A 17,943-nucleotide genomic window follows, 5' to 3' on the forward strand; every position below is an offset into this window, starting at 1 on the left:
AATAAGTCGCTCAGAATTACCACTGACGACGACGTTTGGTGTAAACATAACTAGCGATAAAGAAACCAAGTAGTACGCCGCCTGCTAGTGTTACTGCGCCATATAAGAACATTTGAGCACTACGTTCACTTTGTAAAACTTGTACCTGAACAGACAAGTTATCGTTCTTTAGCTGTAACTCTTGGTTTTGTGCAAGTGCTTCAAGATTTGCATGTTCTAGCTGTTTTAGACGAGATGCCTGATCTTGAACTAAAGCTTTGATTTTTGCATCTTGCTGCTGCTTATTTTTTGCGATTTGTTCTGCGGTAAGCGGCTGTGCTGTAGTTGCCGCCGTTGTAGCGGTCGGTTTGGCTACAGTTGCAGAAGTAGGCGCTGGTTTAGGCGCCTGAGTTGAAGGCACAGTAGATGGTGTTGCTGGCGTCGCAGCAGGTTCAACTGCTCCGGCAGTTGAACAGATCAAACACAAGCCAAGAAAGCTTTTGGTTGCAAACTGCATGCGTTTACCCTTTTGGAAATGCTTTATTAAACGGTTTGACATCAATATGGCTATAAATGCCTTCTTTCAAAAATGGTTCTTCTTTTAACCATTCATCTAAAGCTTCACGGCTATCAAACTCTACAATCATAGTACTACCGTAAAAACCAGCCTGTGGATCATTCGGATCTTTTGGCATAGCTCCAGCGGCAACAAGACGACCTTCATCATCAAGTTTTTGTAAACGTTCGATATGTTGAGGGCGTACTGCTAAACGTTTCTCTAGAGTTCCTTCGTTATCGGTACAGCTTAGAACAAAAAAAGGCATGTCATCGTATCTCTATAATCAAACCGAAACCACATTAAGCATCTGTTGACTTAAAATGTTTGCGTAAAATAATGAACTGAATAATGATAAATGAAAACATGACGATCATGTCACCAAATGCCGTAAATTCACCCCAATATTTTCCGCCATGAAATAAAAACGCGAAGAAAATATGTAAACCGGACATGACGACAAACATAGCTGCCCAAGCGAAATTTAAATTTTTCCAACCTTTTTCACTTAGCTCTAAAATTGGATCGAATAAACGTTTAATGAGAGGTTTACGTTCCTTACCAAACCAAGGTGAAACTAAGAAAGCACCAGCAAATACTAAGTTCAAAATTGCAGCTTTTAAACGAATATAAAAATCATCGCTTAACATGAGTGTAATGCCACCAAAAATAACTGTCATAAACAGTACAATCCACTGCTGTTTATCTAGGCGGAATTTTTGAATGATGAACAAAGCACCATACACGATAAGCATTGAAATAATTAAGCCTGTTGTAGCGACCAGAATATTATTGTTATTTACACCGCCAGCGGAACCGATCAATTTTAGCAACGGGTGATGAGCATTCGCAGGATCAACGGTTTTATATAAATAGAAGAAAATAATTAATGGAACAAAGTCCAGAAGTGCTTTCATGTTAGAGTATCTGATCAGGTTTGGTGAATGGCATAGTATAAAAGATGCAAGGCATAGATTTACATACACATAGCAATATTTCTGATGGAACTTTGTCTCCGGAATTACTGGTGCAAGCTGCTGTGGATGTGAAGTTGCATACCTTGGCGCTTACTGATCACGATACAATGGATGGCTTACAGCGTGCAAAGAAAGCTGCGCAAACCCATGATTTAAAAATTATTTCTGGTGTCGAGATCTCAAGCCAATGGTCTAGACCAAGCACAAAAAAAAGCTATGGCGTGCATATTGTGGCTTTAAACATGCAAGATGAAGCACCAATTTTGGAAGCATTAGAACAACAAAAAAGAATTAGAGCACAAAGAGCAGAAGTTATTTGTGAACTATTAAAAAAGTGTATTGGCTTTGATATTTATCAGGATGTACTTGATAAAGTTGAAAATCAACCAGACCGTATTACCAGAACACACATTGCCAAAACCTTAGTTGAAAAGAATGTAGTGAGTCGTCCTCAACAAGCTTTTGACCGTTTTTTAAAAGAAGGTAAGCGTGCCTTTGTAAAGTTTGAAGGCTTGGGCTTAAAAGAAACGATAGAGGTTATTCATAATAGTAAAGGTTTGGCAGTTTTAGCTCATCCATCTCGTTATGATTTATCTGCAACTAATACACGCTATTTGATTGAGTTATTTGCGAGTTGTGGTGGTGACGCCGTAGAGTTGCCGCCACCTGTAGATCCTTTATCTACTCGCCAAATGATTGATCGTATGATTGATCAGCATCATCTGGCGGTTTCAATTGGCAGTGATTTTCATGGTGAAAATATGCCATGGATTAAATTAGGTAATACGCCTAAACCAAAGAGTGATCAGTTGGGTATTTGGGAACGTTTTCTCTAATAATGTCCTAGAGTAAGTTGTTATCTTGAGCTTGAATTGGAGGAGGTGTTGGTTTACCCAGCGTTCCTAAAAGTTCAATTTCGATACTCCGGACCATTGCATCTAATGGTAAATCATTACTTTGAGTACCAAAAGGTTCTTCAATTTCAGAGCTTAGGGCATCTAGACCTAAGAAGGTATATGCCAAAATTCCAACCAGTAAAGGTGTTGCTAAGCCAAGCAAAGAACCTAAGCTAAATGGCAACATAAAACAGAAAAAGTAAACAGTGCGGTTGAGCAAGACTGAATAAGCAAAAGGAATAGGAGTATTTGCAATACGGTCACAGCCAGTCTGTACAACACTTAAATCTGCAACATTTTTATTCATTTGAGCATAAATAATATCTGAGATTTCACCTTCTTTAAGCGCTTGTAATAACTCCCATTGAATAAGACTGAGCGTATATTGCGGCGCATTATTTTGTTGGTATAGCTGAGTCAATGCTTGTTGACTCATACCACTGGTTTGTATTAATTCGGTTGGGTTGGCCGTTTGGCGGCGTAAACGGTCACGTAACACATTTGCAAACACAATAACGTGATGAATGACTCGTTCACGACGGGCTTGAGTTAAAATACGACAGTCGCGGTCAAAGTGACGTGAAGTCGCAATGAGTACACCCCATAGTTTCCGTGCTTCCCACCAGCGGTCATAACACGCCGTATTTTTAAAGCCTAGAAAAATAGAAAGTACGACGCCAATTAAAGTGAAGCCAACTAAAGGAATTTCTGGAAAACGGTAGAGATTAATATATTCAACCCCACCAATGATTGCCGAAATCAGCATTACCACCCCTAAAGAGGGCAAAATTTTTGGTAATATCGTCCCTCGCCAAGAGAATAAAACTTTAAAAATACTGGGCTGTTCACGAACAATCATTTTATTTTAAACGTCGCTATTTTTGTTTTTGATATTCTAAGCTTAGTGATGCTTTGTCAATATCATTGAACGGCTATTGAAGTAGGGTTGAGCAGTTGTTGTTCAGCAAATGAAAAGCTACCTTCTGGCGAGATAATAAAATGGTCCAGTAGACGAATTTCTAAAAGCTGACAGGCCTGTTCAAGTTGCTTTGTGAATTTAATATCTTCGCGAGAGGGCTGTGCGGAACCAAAAGGATGGTTATGTGCGATTACCAATTGGCAAGCATGCTGTTGTAAAGCATAACGTAAGGTTTGATTCACTGAAACGGCGCAGTGTTGAACTGAACCAAAAAATAACTTTTTAAAATGTATTTTTCTCAACTCGGCATCTAAGCAAAGTACCGCAAAAACTTCCTGTTTTTCACCTTTTAACTCATAACGCAGATAATCTAGAACTAAATGAGATGAATGAAGGCTTAGTTCAGTTTGACTAAAATGATAGTCGAGATAACGCCGTCCGAGCTCTTTTACGGCCAGTAATTGTGAATACTTGGTGGCTCCAATACCATTAAATTGGGCTAATTCATTGAAAGAAGCATCGAAAACAGCATTGAGACTTCCGAATTGTTGAATGAGTAAGCGGGCGAGTTCAACTGCTGAATGTTGACGTGAACCTGAGCGAAGAAAGATCGCGAGTAATTCAGAGTCAGAGAGACTTTGAGGGCCTTGTTGTAATAACCGTTCTCTTGGCCGTTCTTGTTCTGGCCAATTTTTAATAGAAGTATTCATATTCCCCAGCAATATTCTGCTTAAAAATTTATTTTGTTTGCCCAATCAATCTTGGGTCTGCGCGTATTTAATGCTATTGTGAGCGCCACTGCAACAGAAAGGTATCCTGTTCGTGAGCTTTGATTTAAGTGTTATTCCTCATAAAAACATTGTTTTAGCTGTTACAGGTGGGATTGCTGCCTATAAGAGTGCCATTTTGGTCCGTCGTCTTAAAGATTATGGTTTTGACGTTCGGGTTGTGATGACACACGGAGCTCAAGCATTTATTACCCCTCTAACGTTTCAGGCTCTTTCTGGAAATCCTGTGCATACCGAGCTTTTAGACCCAGAGGCTGAAGCTGGAATGGGCCATATTGAATTGGCTCGTTGGGCTGATTTGTTACTGGTTGCTCCAGCAAGCTGTGACACCCTAGCTAAGTTTGCTAATGGTTTGGCAGATGACTTACTCAGTACTTTATTTTTAGCAACTAAAGCACCTGTGTGGGTTGCACCAGCAATGAACCAGCAAATGTGGGCTGCAAAAGCAACCCAGCGTAATTTGCAAACTCTGGTTGAAGATGGTGTGCATGTGATTATGCCGGATTCAGGTGAGCAGGCTTGTGGTGATGTTGGTTTAGGCCGTATGCCGGAACCGGAAGAAATTGCAAGGCAAGTGGCGGGTTATTTCCATCAAGCCCAACGTGCGATTGCTGAAAAATTTGGTTTGTTGGCAGGTAAGCGAGTTGTGATTACTGCTGGACCAACACGTGAAGCGATTGATCCTGTTCGTTATATCTCAAATCATAGTACCGGTAAAATGGGCTTTGCTTTAGCGGCTGCATGTTATGCGGCGGGCGCAAAAGTGACTTTAATTGCTGGTCCTGTAAGTTTAGATACGCCAAATGGTGTTCAACGTGTAAATGTTGCATCTGCACGACAAATGTTGGATGTCAGCATGAGTTCACTTGAGACTGGATGTGACATTTTCATTGCTACAGCGGCAGTAGCTGATTATCGCGTTGCTGAAGTGGCTGAGCACAAGATTAAGAAAGCAGGGGATGAGCTGAATGTTTCCCTTGTAAAAAATCCGGATATTGTGGCAACCATTGCCGCTCAGGAAAAACGTCCATTTATGGTGGGCTTTGCTGCCGAAACGCAAAATGTTGAAGAATATGCAGCAGGTAAACTGGTTGCTAAAAAACTAGATATGATTGCGTGTAACGATGTTTCTCGTGCCGATATTGGTTTTGCTTCGGATGAAAATGCGATGACTGTTTTCTTTGCCCAAAGCTACCATATGAAAAAGCGTGAGTTAGAAAAAGCATCGAAGCAAGAAATTTCTCAACAATTGGTTGAAGCAATTTCGGATGCATTACGCCGTAAATAAATTTTGAGCTTAATAAAAAAACCGCGAATAAATCGCGGTTTTTCTATAGTCTTATTTAGACAATCAAGGAATTTCATCTTCAAATTCAGGTTTAACCTGAACGATAAAGTCTTGACGGTTAAGACCACGCCACAATGCAAATGCTGTACCGATATAAATCGAAGAATAAGTACCGACAAAGACACCTACAAACATTGCAACAGAGAACCAGTGTAAGCCATCACCGCCCAAGAACATCATTGCAAGTACTACAAGCAATAATGTCATTGAGGTATGAATAGTACGACGTAAAGTCTCAGTTAAAGCAATATCCACGATTTCACGTGGAGTTGCGCCGCGAATCTTACGGAAGTTTTCACGTATACGGTCTGATACCACGATGTTATCGTTAAGCGAGAAGCCAATCACCGCGAGTACAGCAGCTAAAACTGTAAGGTCAAATGGCCATTGGAATAATGCAAAAGCACCAATAATGATGATGATGTCATGGAATAAAGACATTACAGCACCCATCGCGAGTTTAAACTCAAAGCGAATGGTCACGTAGATCAACATTAAGATAAGCGCAAGAGCAACTGCACCAGCTGAGCGAACATAAAGCTCGTTACCTACCTGACCGCCTACAGAGTCCACTTTATGAACTTCGGCAGCATTGTTTGGTAATTGCACAGCTTTGGTAATCGCGTTATTAAGATCTTCAACCTTAACTTCTTGTACCGGCATACGCACGAGTAAGTCTTTATTACTACCTAGCGTTTGTACTACGGCATCTTTAAAACCAGCTTTGTCGAGAGCCTGAATAACTTCAGACTGATTTGCTGGTTGAGCATAGTTAAGCTCGGCAGAAACACCACCTGTAAAGTCCAAACCTAAGTTAAGACCTTTAGTCGCGATAAAGAAAATACTCGCTAAAGTAATAAGGATCGAGAAGATTGCTGCTGGTTTAGCAATCTTCATGAACGGGATGATTTTTGCATCATCCGGACGACCATATTGTTTTGAAGGTTGTTGAGTCACTTTAGTCATCATAGATCTCCTTAAATGCTCAACTTTTTCAAATTACGGCGTTTGCCATAAATGATTTGTACAATTGCGCGTGTTACTGTAATTGCAGTAAACATCGAACATACAATACCAATCATTAATGTTACGGCGAAACCTTTAATCGGACCTGTACCAATTGCAAACAGAATGAATGCAACGAGGAACGTAGTTAAGTTCGAGTCAAAGATCGTGTTATAGGCTCGATCATAACCTGCCACAATGGCCTGTTTGGGTGAGGCACCCCAGAGCATTTCTTCTCGAATACGCTCACATATTAGTACGTTGGCATCGACCGCCATACCAATAGTAATAACGATACCGGCAATACCTGGTAAGGTGAGTGAAGCCCCTATCCAAGACATAACGGTTAAAATCATTGCCAAGTTAAATACAAGTGCAAAGTTCGCAATCAAGCCGAATACGCGGAAGAAAACGACCATCCAAATTGCAACGAGCAAGAAACCGATTTGAGTTGAGAGTACACCTTTATCAATGTTTTCTTGACCAAGGCTTGGACCAACCACACGTTCTTCAACGAAGTACATTGGCGCAGCTAAAGCACCAGCACGTAGCATCAATGCAAGTTCAGATGCTTCTTGAGGTGAACTTAAACCGGTAATACGGAAAGTTGAACCTAAAACAGCTTGAACTGTTGCAGCATTAATGACGACAGATTCGGTATATGGTGTACGAACTTCTGTTTGAGCACCAGTTTTTGGATCTGTAACATAGCTAATCTTTTGCTTGTTTTCGATGAACAATACCGCCATGCGTTTACCAACAGCATTACGGGTTGCATCTGACATGAGCTTACCACCAGCACTGTCGAGCGTAATATTTACTTCGGCACCGCCAGAGTCTTGGCTAAAGCCAGAACTTGCATTTTGAACACGTTCACCAGTCAAGATACGGTTACGTTGCAACAGAAGCTGACGACCGCTATCTAAAGATTGATAAGCAAAAACTTCTGTACCCGGAGGTAAAGGTTGACCGTTATATTTACCCGTATATGGGTCAATATATTGATCATTTAAGTCAGATACTAAACGGAATTCGAGGTTAGCAGTACGACCTAAAACACGTTTAGCTTCTGCTGTATCTTGAACACCCGGTAATTCAACGACAATGCGGTTGCTACCCTGACTTTGTACTAATGCTTCTGCAACACCAAGTTCGTTAATACGGTTACGTAGTGTTGTTAAGTTCTGATTGACTGCATATGCCTGAATTTCTTGACGACGTACATCAGTATAAGTGAGTTTTAAGGTAGAACCTGTCGTGCTCGCTAATGCCTGTTGGGTATATTCATTACCATTACGGCGTAAAAAATCCATTGCTGCATCACGATCAGCATTGTCAGCAAATTGAACAGTGATCACATTATTATTTAACGCAAGGTTGTTAAATTTAATTTTGTTTTCACGGAACTGACGACGCAAATCAGTTGCAGAGGTTTCCATACGTTGGGAAATGGCTTTGTCCATATCTACTTCTAGCAAGAAGTGAACACCACCACGTAAGTCCAAACCAAGTTTCATTGGTTTAGCCCCAATTTTTTGCAACCATTCTGGTGTAGTTGGTGCAAGGTTTAGGGCAACAACGTATTGATCACCTAAGTCACGGCGTAATACTTCTTTTGCTTTTAACTGCGCTTCAGAAGAGCTGACACGCAAGAGAGCAGCATTATTTGTAAAAGTATTATCGTGGCTTGCAATATTTGCTGTTTTTAAAATTTGCTCTGCTTTTTGCACCACACTTTGATCAATTTGGGTACCAGCTTTGGCACCGGAAATTTGAACTGCGGGCTCATCCGGATATAGACTAGGCAGTGCGTATAATGTACTGACTACCAGAACAACCAGAATCAGTAAATATTTCCATGCAGGGTAACGCATTCGCTTTCTTCTTAAATGAAAAAGCCGTGCTAAAGCACGACTGTTTTATGATTAAAGGTTATTTAGAGTGCCTTCAGGTAATACAGAAATTACGCTGGCACGCTGAATTTTTACTTCTACACCACGGTTAAGTTCAACAACCGCATAGTCACCTTCAAGTTTGGTTACTTTGCCCATTAAACCGCCAGCAAAAACAACTTCACTACCTACACCTAAGCTTTCGATTAAAGAACGGTGTTCTTTTGCGCGTTTTGCTTGAGGGCGCCAGATTAAGAAATAGAAGATTGCAACGAATACAACAATCATCAAAATGTTTGGCAAAAGACCAGGGCTTTGGGCTGCTGCTGGAGCTGCATGTGCAGTAGAAATGAACAAGCTCATTTTAATTTCCTAAAGTTAAAAAATATGAGTCAGATACCTGACATAATCCTAATTCGTTTTGCAATTTACCTTGTCTTGAGGTTGAGCGCAAATCTCGCTTATTCATCGATAGGGCAAGGTGGAACTTCTAATCCACGGCGGGCATAAAAGTCCTGAACAAATTCATCAAAAGTGCCATTATCTAATGCGTCACGCATACCTTCAGTTAAACGTTGGTAATAACGTAAGTTATGAATAGTACCGAGCATAGACGCCAACATCTCTCCACATTTTTCAAGGTGGAACAGATAAGCACGGGTAAAGTTCTTACATGTATAGCAATCGCAGTGTGGGTCAAGTGGTCCTTGGTCATGGCGATATTTACTATTACGAATACGTACCAGACCATCAGTGACAAAATAATGACCATTACGTGCATTACGTGTTGGCATTACGCAGTCAAACATATCGACACCACGGCGCACCGCTTCAACGATATCTTCTGGTTTACCTACGCCCATTAAGTAGCGTGGTTTATCATGTGGCATTTTGTTTGGAAGATAATCTAAAACTTTGATCATCTCTTCTTTTGGTTCACCTACAGATAAACCCCCAATTGCATAACCATCGAAACCAACTTCAAGAAGGCCGTTTAAAGACTCATCACGTAAGTCTTCATACATACCGCCCTGAATAATGCCGAATAAGGCATTTTTATTTTTAAGCTCATCGTGGTGATGTGTTTTACAACGCTTTGCCCAACGCAAAGAAAGCTGTAATGATTTTTGTGCTTCTTCGTGTGTAGCAGGATAAGGCGTACATTCATCAAAAATCATGACGATGTCAGAGTTCAATACATGCTGAATTTCCATTGAAATTTCAGGCGATAAAAACACTTTTGAACCATCGATCGGGGAACGGAAAGTAACACCTTCTTCCTTAATTTTACGCATAGCGCCAAGACTAAATACTTGGAAGCCGCCAGAGTCAGTTAAAATTGGCTTATTCCATTTAATAAAGTCATGTAATCCGCCGTGTTGCTTGATTACTTCAAGGCCCGGACGCAAATATAAATGGAAAGTATTACCTAAAATAATTTGTGCCTGAATATCTTCGATATCACGTGGCAACATGCCTTTGACTGTACCGTAAGTCCCCACTGGCATAAAAACAGGTGTTTCAACCACACCATGTTCTAAAGTTAAACGACCACGACGGGCACGACCCGACTGACCTAATTTTTCAAACTTCATCTAAAAATCCTGAACAATAGCAAGCAATACCGTAGGGCAGTGCAAGGGCGAAAAAACAGTTCGCTGCTAAATAGGGGTTCTAACATTGTGAGCTTTAAAACGGGAAGACCAATTTAAAAACACAAATAGCCCTAAAAATAAGAGGGCTATTTTCCTTGATTCTGCCAAGTAGTTCTACTACTAAATGTAGCTGGCTATAAAATAGGTCAATTTTCCGATTGAATGGCTACTTTTTTATTTAGACTAAAAGTTAGGTTTGTAGTCAAAATTGTCTGTAGCCAAATTATCGCGAAAAGGACGAATTGCTTTTTTAGATAAAGTTATCGTATTGATAATATTATTTGGGAATACTTCAATCTGGTTGTTAAATACTTCGACATTGCGGTTAAAGATACTGATTGCAGCACCAACATTTTCATTTTGTTCCTGAATATCATCCATCATTTTGCTATAGAGCGTATCTGCTTTTAATTCAGGATAGTTTTCAACTATAACATTTAGGCTGCGGATCAGCTCTTTGCTCATTTTTTCAATCTGCTGTAATTGAGCAATATCAGTATGATCGACATTTAAACTGAGAATTTGCTGACGTAAGGCAGTCACTTTTTCTAGAGTCGACTTCTCGAACTGAGTATATTGATTGAGAGTAGTTTCTAATGCTTCAAGTGTTTTTACTTTTTGGCGTTCGAAATTTGCAACCTCAGCCCAAGCGCGTTTGGTTGCGTTAAAATAACGCACAATGTTGTTACGAATGTGGATGCCCCAGGCAATCAGTACAACGAATATCCCCAAGAAAATGAATAAGCCTTTCATTTTCACTCCTCTTATTTTTATTCTCTCATTGAACCTTTTAACTTCTTATTTTTTATAAGTTGCCAGTTCGGCACTACGAGAGATTTATTTAATTAAATTAAGCATGAATTGCTGAAATTTTTCATATTGCGGCATGGTCATGGTACGTAAATGTCCACGTAATGCTGGAATATCATGAATTTCACTACGTTTGCTGGTGGTTTGAAAAAGATCTTGCTCACCGAGATAACATAATATTTGCTCTTCATGATGATAAATTAAATCACCGGTAAAATGTTGAAAAAAATCATGAAGTTTTAAAGTTAAACTTGGACTAATTTCTTTAGCTAACTGGTGCTGGTCAGTACCGAAGATATTGAGCTCTTGGTTAATCAGAATGTCAGTACTTTGCCATTCGCATAAGTATGGTTCAAAAAAGCGAGAACGTTGATTACTTACAGCAATACCTAAGGCTGGTATTTGAAAAATAAAAACGCCCCATAAATCTTTATGAATCTCTTTTACTATTTTTTTATCGCTGTTTTGATCTTGAAGAATAGGTAAATTATTTACATACTGGTATTTAAATAGCAGGACTTGATGATCTGTAATGCCATCATTCCATGTCACTGAAGCAAACTCTGTAATTTCATTAGCTTCATTGCCTCGATTAAACAATGGAAAATATTGTTTTAGTCTGCTTAATACCAAAATGGGTTGGGCTTGAATTGGAAGATAAGCTGGTAACTGCTGAAACTGTAGGCCATAACGTAAAGCAGTCATACGCTGTTCTAAATAGTGAATAACTTCGGTTAGAGGCTTTTGCGGTTCATAGAGCAAATAGGCCAAGAAACCAGTTAAAAATGCCCATAAGAGACTCCAAATATATTGAATATGAGGATGAAAAAAGTATCCAAATAATAGCGTCGTAATACTGCAAATACCTAACAAATGTGGCAATACATTAACAAAACGAAGGTTATGATCTTCACGCCATGGATGTAACGCATTTAAGAGTTCTTGATCTGTTTGTGACTTTTGTCCCGCGTCCCAAAGTCGAGCAATATTACGAAAGACCTGTGTATTTTTTTTACGTCTTATATGAAGTGCTTGTTGTACGGTATCAATTGGCATGAAGGTAATAAGATGATTATCATAAAGTGCTAAGCCTAGATTATCTTTTAAATTGAAAGAGATAAATAGAAATACCAAGACTATTTTTATTTTAATTATAGATGTTGGGTTAAACCTCGAATTAACTTATAGGTTTAACCCAGCTTTAATTTTTAAACTTCTAATTTATCAATCAGCATTGCATCGCCATAACTAAAGAAACGATAGCGTTCTTTAACTGCATGTTCGTAAGCAGCCAAAATATTGTCTCTATTTGACAATGCTGAAACTAACATGAGCAGGGTAGACTCAGGTAAATGGAAGTTGGTAATTAAACGATCTACGATACAGAACTCATAACCCGGATAAATAAAGATTTGCGTATCACCAGTCCATGCTGCGATTTTTCCGCCATGCGCTTGGGCTGCACTTTCTAAAGCACGCGTTGCGGTTGTACCAACAGCAATTACTTTATTGCCACGTGCTTTAGTCGCTAAAATTAAATCAATGGTTTCTTGAGGAACATCACACCATTCACTGTGCATGACATGGTTGGTAATGTCATCAGTGCGTACAGGCATAAAAGTACCTGCACCGACGTGAAGAGTCACAAACGTTTTCTTAACCCCTTTTTGATCTAACTTTGCTAACAACTCTTCATCAAAGTGCAAGCTTGCAGTTGGTGCAGCCACACTGGCGATTTTTTCTGGGTTATGGAAAACCGTTTGATAGCGTTCAGTGTCAATTTCTTCTGCTTCACGGTTAAAGTAAGGCGGAATAGGTAACTGACCATATTGCTCAAGTACAGGTAAAATTGGTTGTGAAAACTCAACGACAAATAAGTTTTCGTGACGGCCTCGCACAATTACAGGAATATTGTCTGCACCGACAAAAAGCTCAGCTCCTGCTTTAGGCGAGTTACTCGCTTTAATATGGCAATACGCTGTGGTGTGGTTCAGCATACGCTCAACCAGAATCTCAATAGCCCCACCTGTGGCACGTTTTCCTTTAAGACGAGCCTTCATGACCTTGGTATCATTGAGTACCAACAAATCACCTTCTTCGAACAGATCGATAATATCTGTGAACATGTGATCGTGATATTGACCCTTTGCGTCTAAATGCAATAAACGTGAAGCACTACGTGATTCGAGAGGGTAACGGGCAATAAGTTCATCGGGTAATTCAAAGGAAAAGTCAGACAGTTGCATATTTAGGAAAAAACACCGCAAAAATTGGGCCTAGTATAAACTTTTTCGCTTTTTTATGGCTGTGCTTCTGGCCTAAATTATGAAAAATGTTTAAATGATCTAAAAGTGAACGATAATATTCACTTAGGGTTTGACAAGTTTTACAAACGCGCTAATATACGCAACACAAACATACTTCCTCTCCCGAGGTGGTGAAATTGGTAGACGCGGCGGACTCAAAATCCGCTGTCAGAGATGACGTGTCGGTTCGAGTCCGACCCTCGGGACCAAGATTCAGAATCTTATGATTCTACAAAAACCCCTAAGCTAACGGCTTAGGGGTTTTTTGTTGGATAAAAAAGTTCATAGACTTCAAGAAATTGTGAACTACTTACTTTAGTTCTGACGGTTGGGTTTGAATCTTTTATACATTTAGAACTTAAAGATTTTTTTAATTTAAGAAGACTTTATTTAAATATGAAATGCATTTATTAAAGCTAAAATTTAAGTCGAAGCTAAGCTTTAATACTTATAAGAAGATTTAAGATAATTTTTACCTTTTTGAATCTCTATTTCTTATTACTTACAACTCCTCACCTTCAAATAATTGTTGTATTTTTCTAAAGCATACCCACTTTATGTATCTGAAAACCTTTAATTGAAACTTCACATTTCTATTTCGAAAAGAAAGTTGCTCTTTTAATGTACTGTGTTAAAGTTTGTATTAGATCATAATGATTATAAGTACATTTCTCAAAGAGCGGTTCCGACTAACAACGACAAAATCTGTGAGGCGGGCATGACACAGCGATTAGAACTACATCAGGTCGAGCAATTAAGTGCTTGTAGAATTTCACTATTACTTGGATTAAATGCCGAGCAGAACTACATTGAGCAATTTTTCCGGTTTAGTGTTCGCCTGTTGAAGTGTCAAAAAGCTTTGCTCACTTTTAATCAGGAACCTTATTTCTGGCATCATTGTCCTGAAGGCATGACTGCTATTTCATTTAAACCTTCAAGGCACTTAAAACAATGTTTTGCTAAACAACAGGTGATTCATCACGATCATCCTTCTTATCAAAATTTAATCAACTATTTAAAAGAGCTAAATATTGAGTGTGGTCGTGCCTTAGCTGTCCATTTGGTGCAGCCTGACCAGACTTCTATGGGGTTTGCCGTTTTCTTTGATGACGGTGAAACCACTTTTGAAGATGATCAAATTCAGTTGTTGCTCGATTACTGTTCTAGTTTTATGCAACAAATCGAGTTGAAATTTAATTATGAAGAATTAAATGAACTCTATGAGCAACAAGTCGCCCTTAATTCGAGTAAAACAAAGTTCTTTTCTATTATTTCACATGATTTGCGGGCACCATTTCATGGCTTGTTAGGTTTCTCCGAAGTGTTGGCTAAAGAGCGTGAAACACTGGATGAATCGAGTATTCAAAATATTGCCGACTATTTGTACGACACTTCTCAATCGACCTATAACTTACTGGAAAGTTTGCTGACATGGGCGATGGCAGAGGGTGGGCGTTTCGTTTATCACCCTATTAATTTTAAACTTAGACAAGTGAGCAATATTGTCTGTGATGTGCTGCATACGTTGGCTTTAAAGAAAAATATTGAATTGGTAAATGCGGTTTCCGAAGATTTAAAAATCTATGCCGATATCAATATGATGACTTCCGTGATCCAAAACTTGGTCTCAAATGCATTGAAATTTACTGATGTTGATGGTTCTGGCAAAGTTTTCATTGAGGCTAAGCAAGCGGGCACAAATGTTGAAATCACTGTACGTGATACAGGTCTTGGCATGACCGAACAACAAATGGCAAATTTATTTCACCCACGCATTACAGCCAGCTTTAAAGGTACCGCAGGGGAAAAAGGTGCGGGCTTAGGTTTGAGTCTCTGTAAGCGTTTTATTGAGATTAATCAGGGGCAAATTAGTGTGAGTTCCAAAGAAGGTGTAGGAACAACATTTAAAGTTTTATTACCTTCAGCTCAAGAAAGTCATGAGACGCTTATTGAGCATCATGATTCATCTGAAGCAAAATTGGTTTAATCCCTTTTCCTATTACTACGTGAACTGCTATAACTAAAAAGAGAGTCTGAGGAAAAGAGCTTTTTTATATGAATGCGGAGCAGTTACAAAAAACATTGCGTGCCAGCCAATATGCTGAACAAGTTTTAGGGTTACATCAGGCTGTTTTAGAACAAGATTATCAAATAGATCAATTTGCTGCACCGCTCTCAACAGAACAAATTTACCAGCTTGTAGACACAACGCTTGAAGGCATTGCCGATGAAACAACTTGGATGCGTGCGCTTCGTATATTACGCAGTCGTTTAATGTTTCGCTGGATTTGGCAAGATGCCAATCAGCTTACCGATGTTGTGACACTCACTCGTGAACTTTCTGACTTTGCCGATGCAAGTATTTGTGCAGCAAAAGCTTTTGCTCGTGTTGCATTGGTTGCTAAACACGGCGAACCATTAAGTTATTCAGGTAAAGTTCAAGATCTGATTGTGGTTGCCATGGGTAAGCTTGGTGCACAAGAGCTTAATTTATCGAGTGATATCGACCTGATTTTTGCCTTTGATGAGCAAGGCGAAACCAATGGTCGCAAATGTATTGATGTACAGCAGTTCTGTATTTTGTGGGGACAAAAACTTATTTATTTACTCGAACATATCACCGCAGATGGTTTTGTGTTTCGAGTAGACATGCGCTTACGACCTTGGGGGGATGGCTCGGCATTAGCGATTAGTCATGCAGCTTTAGAAAAATATTTAAGTCAGCATGGTCGTGAATGGGAACGTTATGCATGGATTAAGGCACGCATTGTCACGGGCGGTAAAGAAGGGCAAGACTTATTAGAAATGACACGTCCTTTTGTATTCCGCCGTTATGTCGATTACACCGCTTTTGCTGCCATGCGTGATATGAAAGCGATGATTGAACGTGAAGTTTTACGTCGCCATATTGAGGATGATATTAAACTCGGGGCAGGCGGTATACGCGAAATTGAGTTTATTGTTCAGGTTTTTCAGCTGATTTACGGTGGTTCTAAACGTGAGTTACAAGACCGCCAGTGTTTGGTTAGTCTAGAGCATATTGGTGAGGCAGGCTTGTTGGAAAAACAGGCCGTATTAGAGCTTGAAGATGCTTACCTGTTTTTACGCCGTGTTGAACATGCAATTCAGGCTCTTAACGATCAGCAAACGCAATTATTACCCGAAGAAGTTGACCTAAGACAACGCATTATCGATACCTTGGGTTTTACGAGTTGGAATGAATTTATTGATGTTCTTAACGAGAAACGCCAAAAAGTAAAAGTTCAATTTAAACAGCTGATTGAAGATACTAGCTCTAATGCTGCAACTGAGAACTTTGGACAGTTAGAGCAGCAGTTAGATGAAGTGTTAGATGATAATGCGAAAAATCTGATTCATGAGTTTTGGCATGGTCATGCACTTAAAAAACTTCCTTCAAATGCCGTGCAGCGTTTAAAAACCTTCTGGCCTCATTTGATTGAAGCGATTTTGCAGTCCGAACAACCACAAACTGCACTGTTACGTTTAATGCCGCTGATTGAATCAGTCATGCGTCGAACAGTGTATTTGGTCATGTTGATTGAAAGTAAGGGCGCATTACAGCGCCTAGTGAAAATGGCGACAGTAAGCCCGTGGATTTGTGAAGAGCTGACTCAGTATCCAGTACTGTTGGATGAGTTCTTATCGATGGACTTTGAGTTACCAAAACGTAAGGACTTGGAAGATTCTTTACGTCAGCAATTGCTTCGTATCGAAATTGATCAAGTCGAAGATCAAATGCGGGTACTTCGCTTGTTTAAAAAGAGCAATGTACTCACGGTCGCTGCAAGTGACGTCTTAGCTGAAAGCCCTCTTATGAAAGTATCTGATGCATTAACAGATATTGCTGAAGTGAGTGTCAATGCAACTCTTCATTTAGCTTATCAGACCGTAGCAAAACGTCATGGTTATCCAAAAGATGTCGAGGGAAAACGTTGTTCTCTTGACTATAAAGCCTTTGCTGTCATTGGTTATGGCAAAGTAGGAGGCATTGAGCTGGGCTATGGTTCTGACTTGGACCTTGTCTTTATTCATTATCTAGATGAACAAGCTGACACCGATGGAACTAAGGCTATTAGTGGGTTTGAGTTTGCCATGCGTGTCGCTCAAAAGTTCATGTCACTGATGACCACTCAAACGCTTGATGGTCGTGTCTATGAAATTGATACACGCTTGAGACCTTCTGGTGAGGCTGGTTTATTAGTGACCAGTCTAAAAGCCTATGAACACTATCAGTTGAAAAGTGCATGGCTTTGGGAGCATCAGGCATTAGTTCGTGCCCGCTCTATTGCTGGTGATGAAACGCTTTGCCAAAAATTTGAAATATTTCGCCGCGAGATATTGACTCAATCTAGAGATGAGGCTTATGTTCGTGAAGAAGTGTTGAAAATGCGTCAGAAAATGAAAGACCACCTAGGTTCGTCTTCTGAACAAAAAAAACATGGTATTTTTCATTTAAAACAGGACGCAGGTGGTATCGTAGATATCGAATTTATGGCACAGTATGCTGTACTTGCATGGAGCGGGACGAAACCCGATCTCGCCCATTATTCTGATAATGTAAGAATATTAGAAGATGCTGCTAAAGCAGACTGCTTATCCAGTGAAGATGCCACAGCATTAATTCGAGCCTATCTTAGTGAACGTGCCGAAAGCCACCGCTTAGCCCTTGCGAATCAATCCATGCAAGTCAGCGCAGCGGACTGGCGTAGTACCCGTGCGGTCGTTTGCAATTTATGGCAAAGATTAATAGACCCAACCGCCTCGGTTGAGTTGGATAGTGAATGATTTTAT

16 protein-coding genes and 1 tRNA gene are annotated in these 17,943 nt (G+C 39.8%); 5 read left to right on the forward strand and 12 right to left on the reverse strand.

Going from position 1 to position 17,943, the window contains the following annotated elements; genetic code table 11:
* Positions 1-16: 16 nt before the first annotated feature.
* From J671_RS05560 to J671_RS05570, 3 genes are read right to left on the reverse strand one after another with little or no spacing between them, the layout of a single operon-like run.
* Positions 17-496 (reverse strand): hypothetical protein, encoded by a 480-nt coding sequence (locus tag J671_RS05560; protein ID WP_002051472.1) that lies wholly within the window; start codon positions 494-496, stop codon positions 17-19.
* A 4-nt stretch (positions 497-500) separates the two neighbouring features.
* A complete protein-coding gene (locus J671_RS05565; protein WP_002051453.1) occupies positions 501-803 on the reverse strand; it encodes a YciI family protein in 303 nt (100 codons plus the stop codon).
* A gap of 34 nt (positions 804-837) precedes the next feature.
* A complete protein-coding gene (locus J671_RS05570) occupies positions 838-1,452 on the reverse strand; it encodes a septation protein IspZ (RefSeq protein ID WP_002051143.1) in 615 nt (204 codons plus the stop codon).
* A 44-nt stretch (positions 1,453-1,496) separates the two neighbouring features.
* Between J671_RS05570 and J671_RS05575 the strand changes: the two genes are divergently transcribed.
* Positions 1,497-2,348, forward strand: coding sequence for a PHP domain-containing protein (locus J671_RS05575; RefSeq protein WP_031981592.1), 852 nt, complete (start codon positions 1,497-1,499; stop codon positions 2,346-2,348).
* 7 nt (positions 2,349-2,355) lie between these two features.
* On the opposite strand, the gene J671_RS05580 is transcribed toward J671_RS05575, so the two are convergent.
* A complete protein-coding gene (locus J671_RS05580) occupies positions 2,356-3,267 on the reverse strand; it encodes a bestrophin family protein (protein ID WP_004711921.1) in 912 nt (303 codons plus the stop codon).
* A 62-nt stretch (positions 3,268-3,329) separates the two neighbouring features.
* Entirely contained in the window at positions 3,330-4,049 is a 720-nt protein-coding gene (radC, locus tag J671_RS05585) for a RadC family protein (protein WP_081404817.1), read from the reverse strand.
* A gap of 100 nt (positions 4,050-4,149) precedes the next feature.
* Here radC and coaBC point away from each other — a divergent pair, with 100 nt between their 5' ends.
* Positions 4,150-5,403: a bifunctional phosphopantothenoylcysteine decarboxylase/phosphopantothenate--cysteine ligase CoaBC gene (gene coaBC, locus J671_RS05590; protein WP_004711924.1), complete on the forward strand. Its 1,254-nt coding sequence runs from the start codon at positions 4,150-4,152 to the stop codon at positions 5,401-5,403.
* Between the two features lie 63 nt (positions 5,404-5,466).
* Here coaBC and secF read toward each other — a convergent pair whose 3' ends face one another.
* From secF to queA, 7 genes are all read right to left on the reverse strand, one after another.
* Positions 5,467-6,432: a protein translocase subunit SecF gene (gene secF, locus J671_RS05595; RefSeq protein WP_006580293.1), complete on the reverse strand. Its 966-nt coding sequence runs from the start codon at positions 6,430-6,432 to the stop codon at positions 5,467-5,469.
* Positions 6,433-6,440: 8 nt separating this feature from the next.
* Positions 6,441-8,342, reverse strand: a complete 1,902-nt coding sequence (secD, locus tag J671_RS05600; RefSeq protein ID WP_002051326.1) for a protein translocase subunit SecD — start codon at positions 8,340-8,342, stop codon at positions 6,441-6,443.
* A gap of 51 nt (positions 8,343-8,393) precedes the next feature.
* Complete coding sequence (gene yajC, locus J671_RS05605; RefSeq protein WP_000051669.1) at positions 8,394-8,723, reverse strand: preprotein translocase subunit YajC; 330 nt, start codon at positions 8,721-8,723, stop codon at positions 8,394-8,396.
* 98 nt (positions 8,724-8,821) lie between these two features.
* Positions 8,822-9,955 (reverse strand): tRNA guanosine(34) transglycosylase Tgt, encoded by a 1,134-nt coding sequence (gene tgt, locus J671_RS05610; RefSeq protein ID WP_023188202.1) that lies wholly within the window; start codon positions 9,953-9,955, stop codon positions 8,822-8,824.
* A gap of 243 nt (positions 9,956-10,198) precedes the next feature.
* Positions 10,199-10,768, reverse strand: coding sequence for a LemA family protein (locus J671_RS05615; protein WP_017394166.1), 570 nt, complete (start codon positions 10,766-10,768; stop codon positions 10,199-10,201).
* 84 nt (positions 10,769-10,852) lie between these two features.
* Positions 10,853-11,881 carry a hypothetical protein gene (locus J671_RS05620; RefSeq protein WP_031981595.1) on the reverse strand — a complete coding sequence of 343 codons (1,029 nt, stop codon included), beginning with the start codon at positions 11,879-11,881 and terminating at the stop codon, positions 10,853-10,855.
* A 152-nt stretch (positions 11,882-12,033) separates the two neighbouring features.
* Positions 12,034-13,071 (reverse strand): tRNA preQ1(34) S-adenosylmethionine ribosyltransferase-isomerase QueA, encoded by a 1,038-nt coding sequence (gene queA, locus J671_RS05625; RefSeq protein WP_031981597.1) that lies wholly within the window; start codon positions 13,069-13,071, stop codon positions 12,034-12,036.
* A 182-nt stretch (positions 13,072-13,253) separates the two neighbouring features.
* Between queA and J671_RS05630 the strand changes: the two genes are divergently transcribed.
* The 3 genes from J671_RS05630 to glnE all read left to right on the forward strand — a co-directional run bounded on the left by J671_RS05630 (position 13,254) and on the right by glnE (position 17,937).
* A tRNA-Leu gene (locus J671_RS05630) sits at positions 13,254-13,340 on the forward strand.
* 509 nt (positions 13,341-13,849) lie between these two features.
* A complete protein-coding gene (locus tag J671_RS05635) occupies positions 13,850-15,118 on the forward strand; it encodes a sensor histidine kinase (RefSeq protein WP_031981598.1) in 1,269 nt (422 codons plus the stop codon).
* 68 nt (positions 15,119-15,186) lie between these two features.
* Positions 15,187-17,937 carry a bifunctional [glutamate--ammonia ligase]-adenylyl-L-tyrosine phosphorylase/[glutamate--ammonia-ligase] adenylyltransferase gene (glnE, locus tag J671_RS05640; RefSeq protein WP_031981599.1) on the forward strand — a complete coding sequence of 917 codons (2,751 nt, stop codon included), beginning with the start codon at positions 15,187-15,189 and terminating at the stop codon, positions 17,935-17,937.
* Positions 17,938-17,943: the final 6 nt, after the last annotated feature.

The organism is Acinetobacter sp. 1130196 (assembly GCF_000588095.1).
Taxonomy (GTDB): Bacteria; Pseudomonadota; Gammaproteobacteria; order Pseudomonadales; family Moraxellaceae; genus Acinetobacter; species Acinetobacter nosocomialis.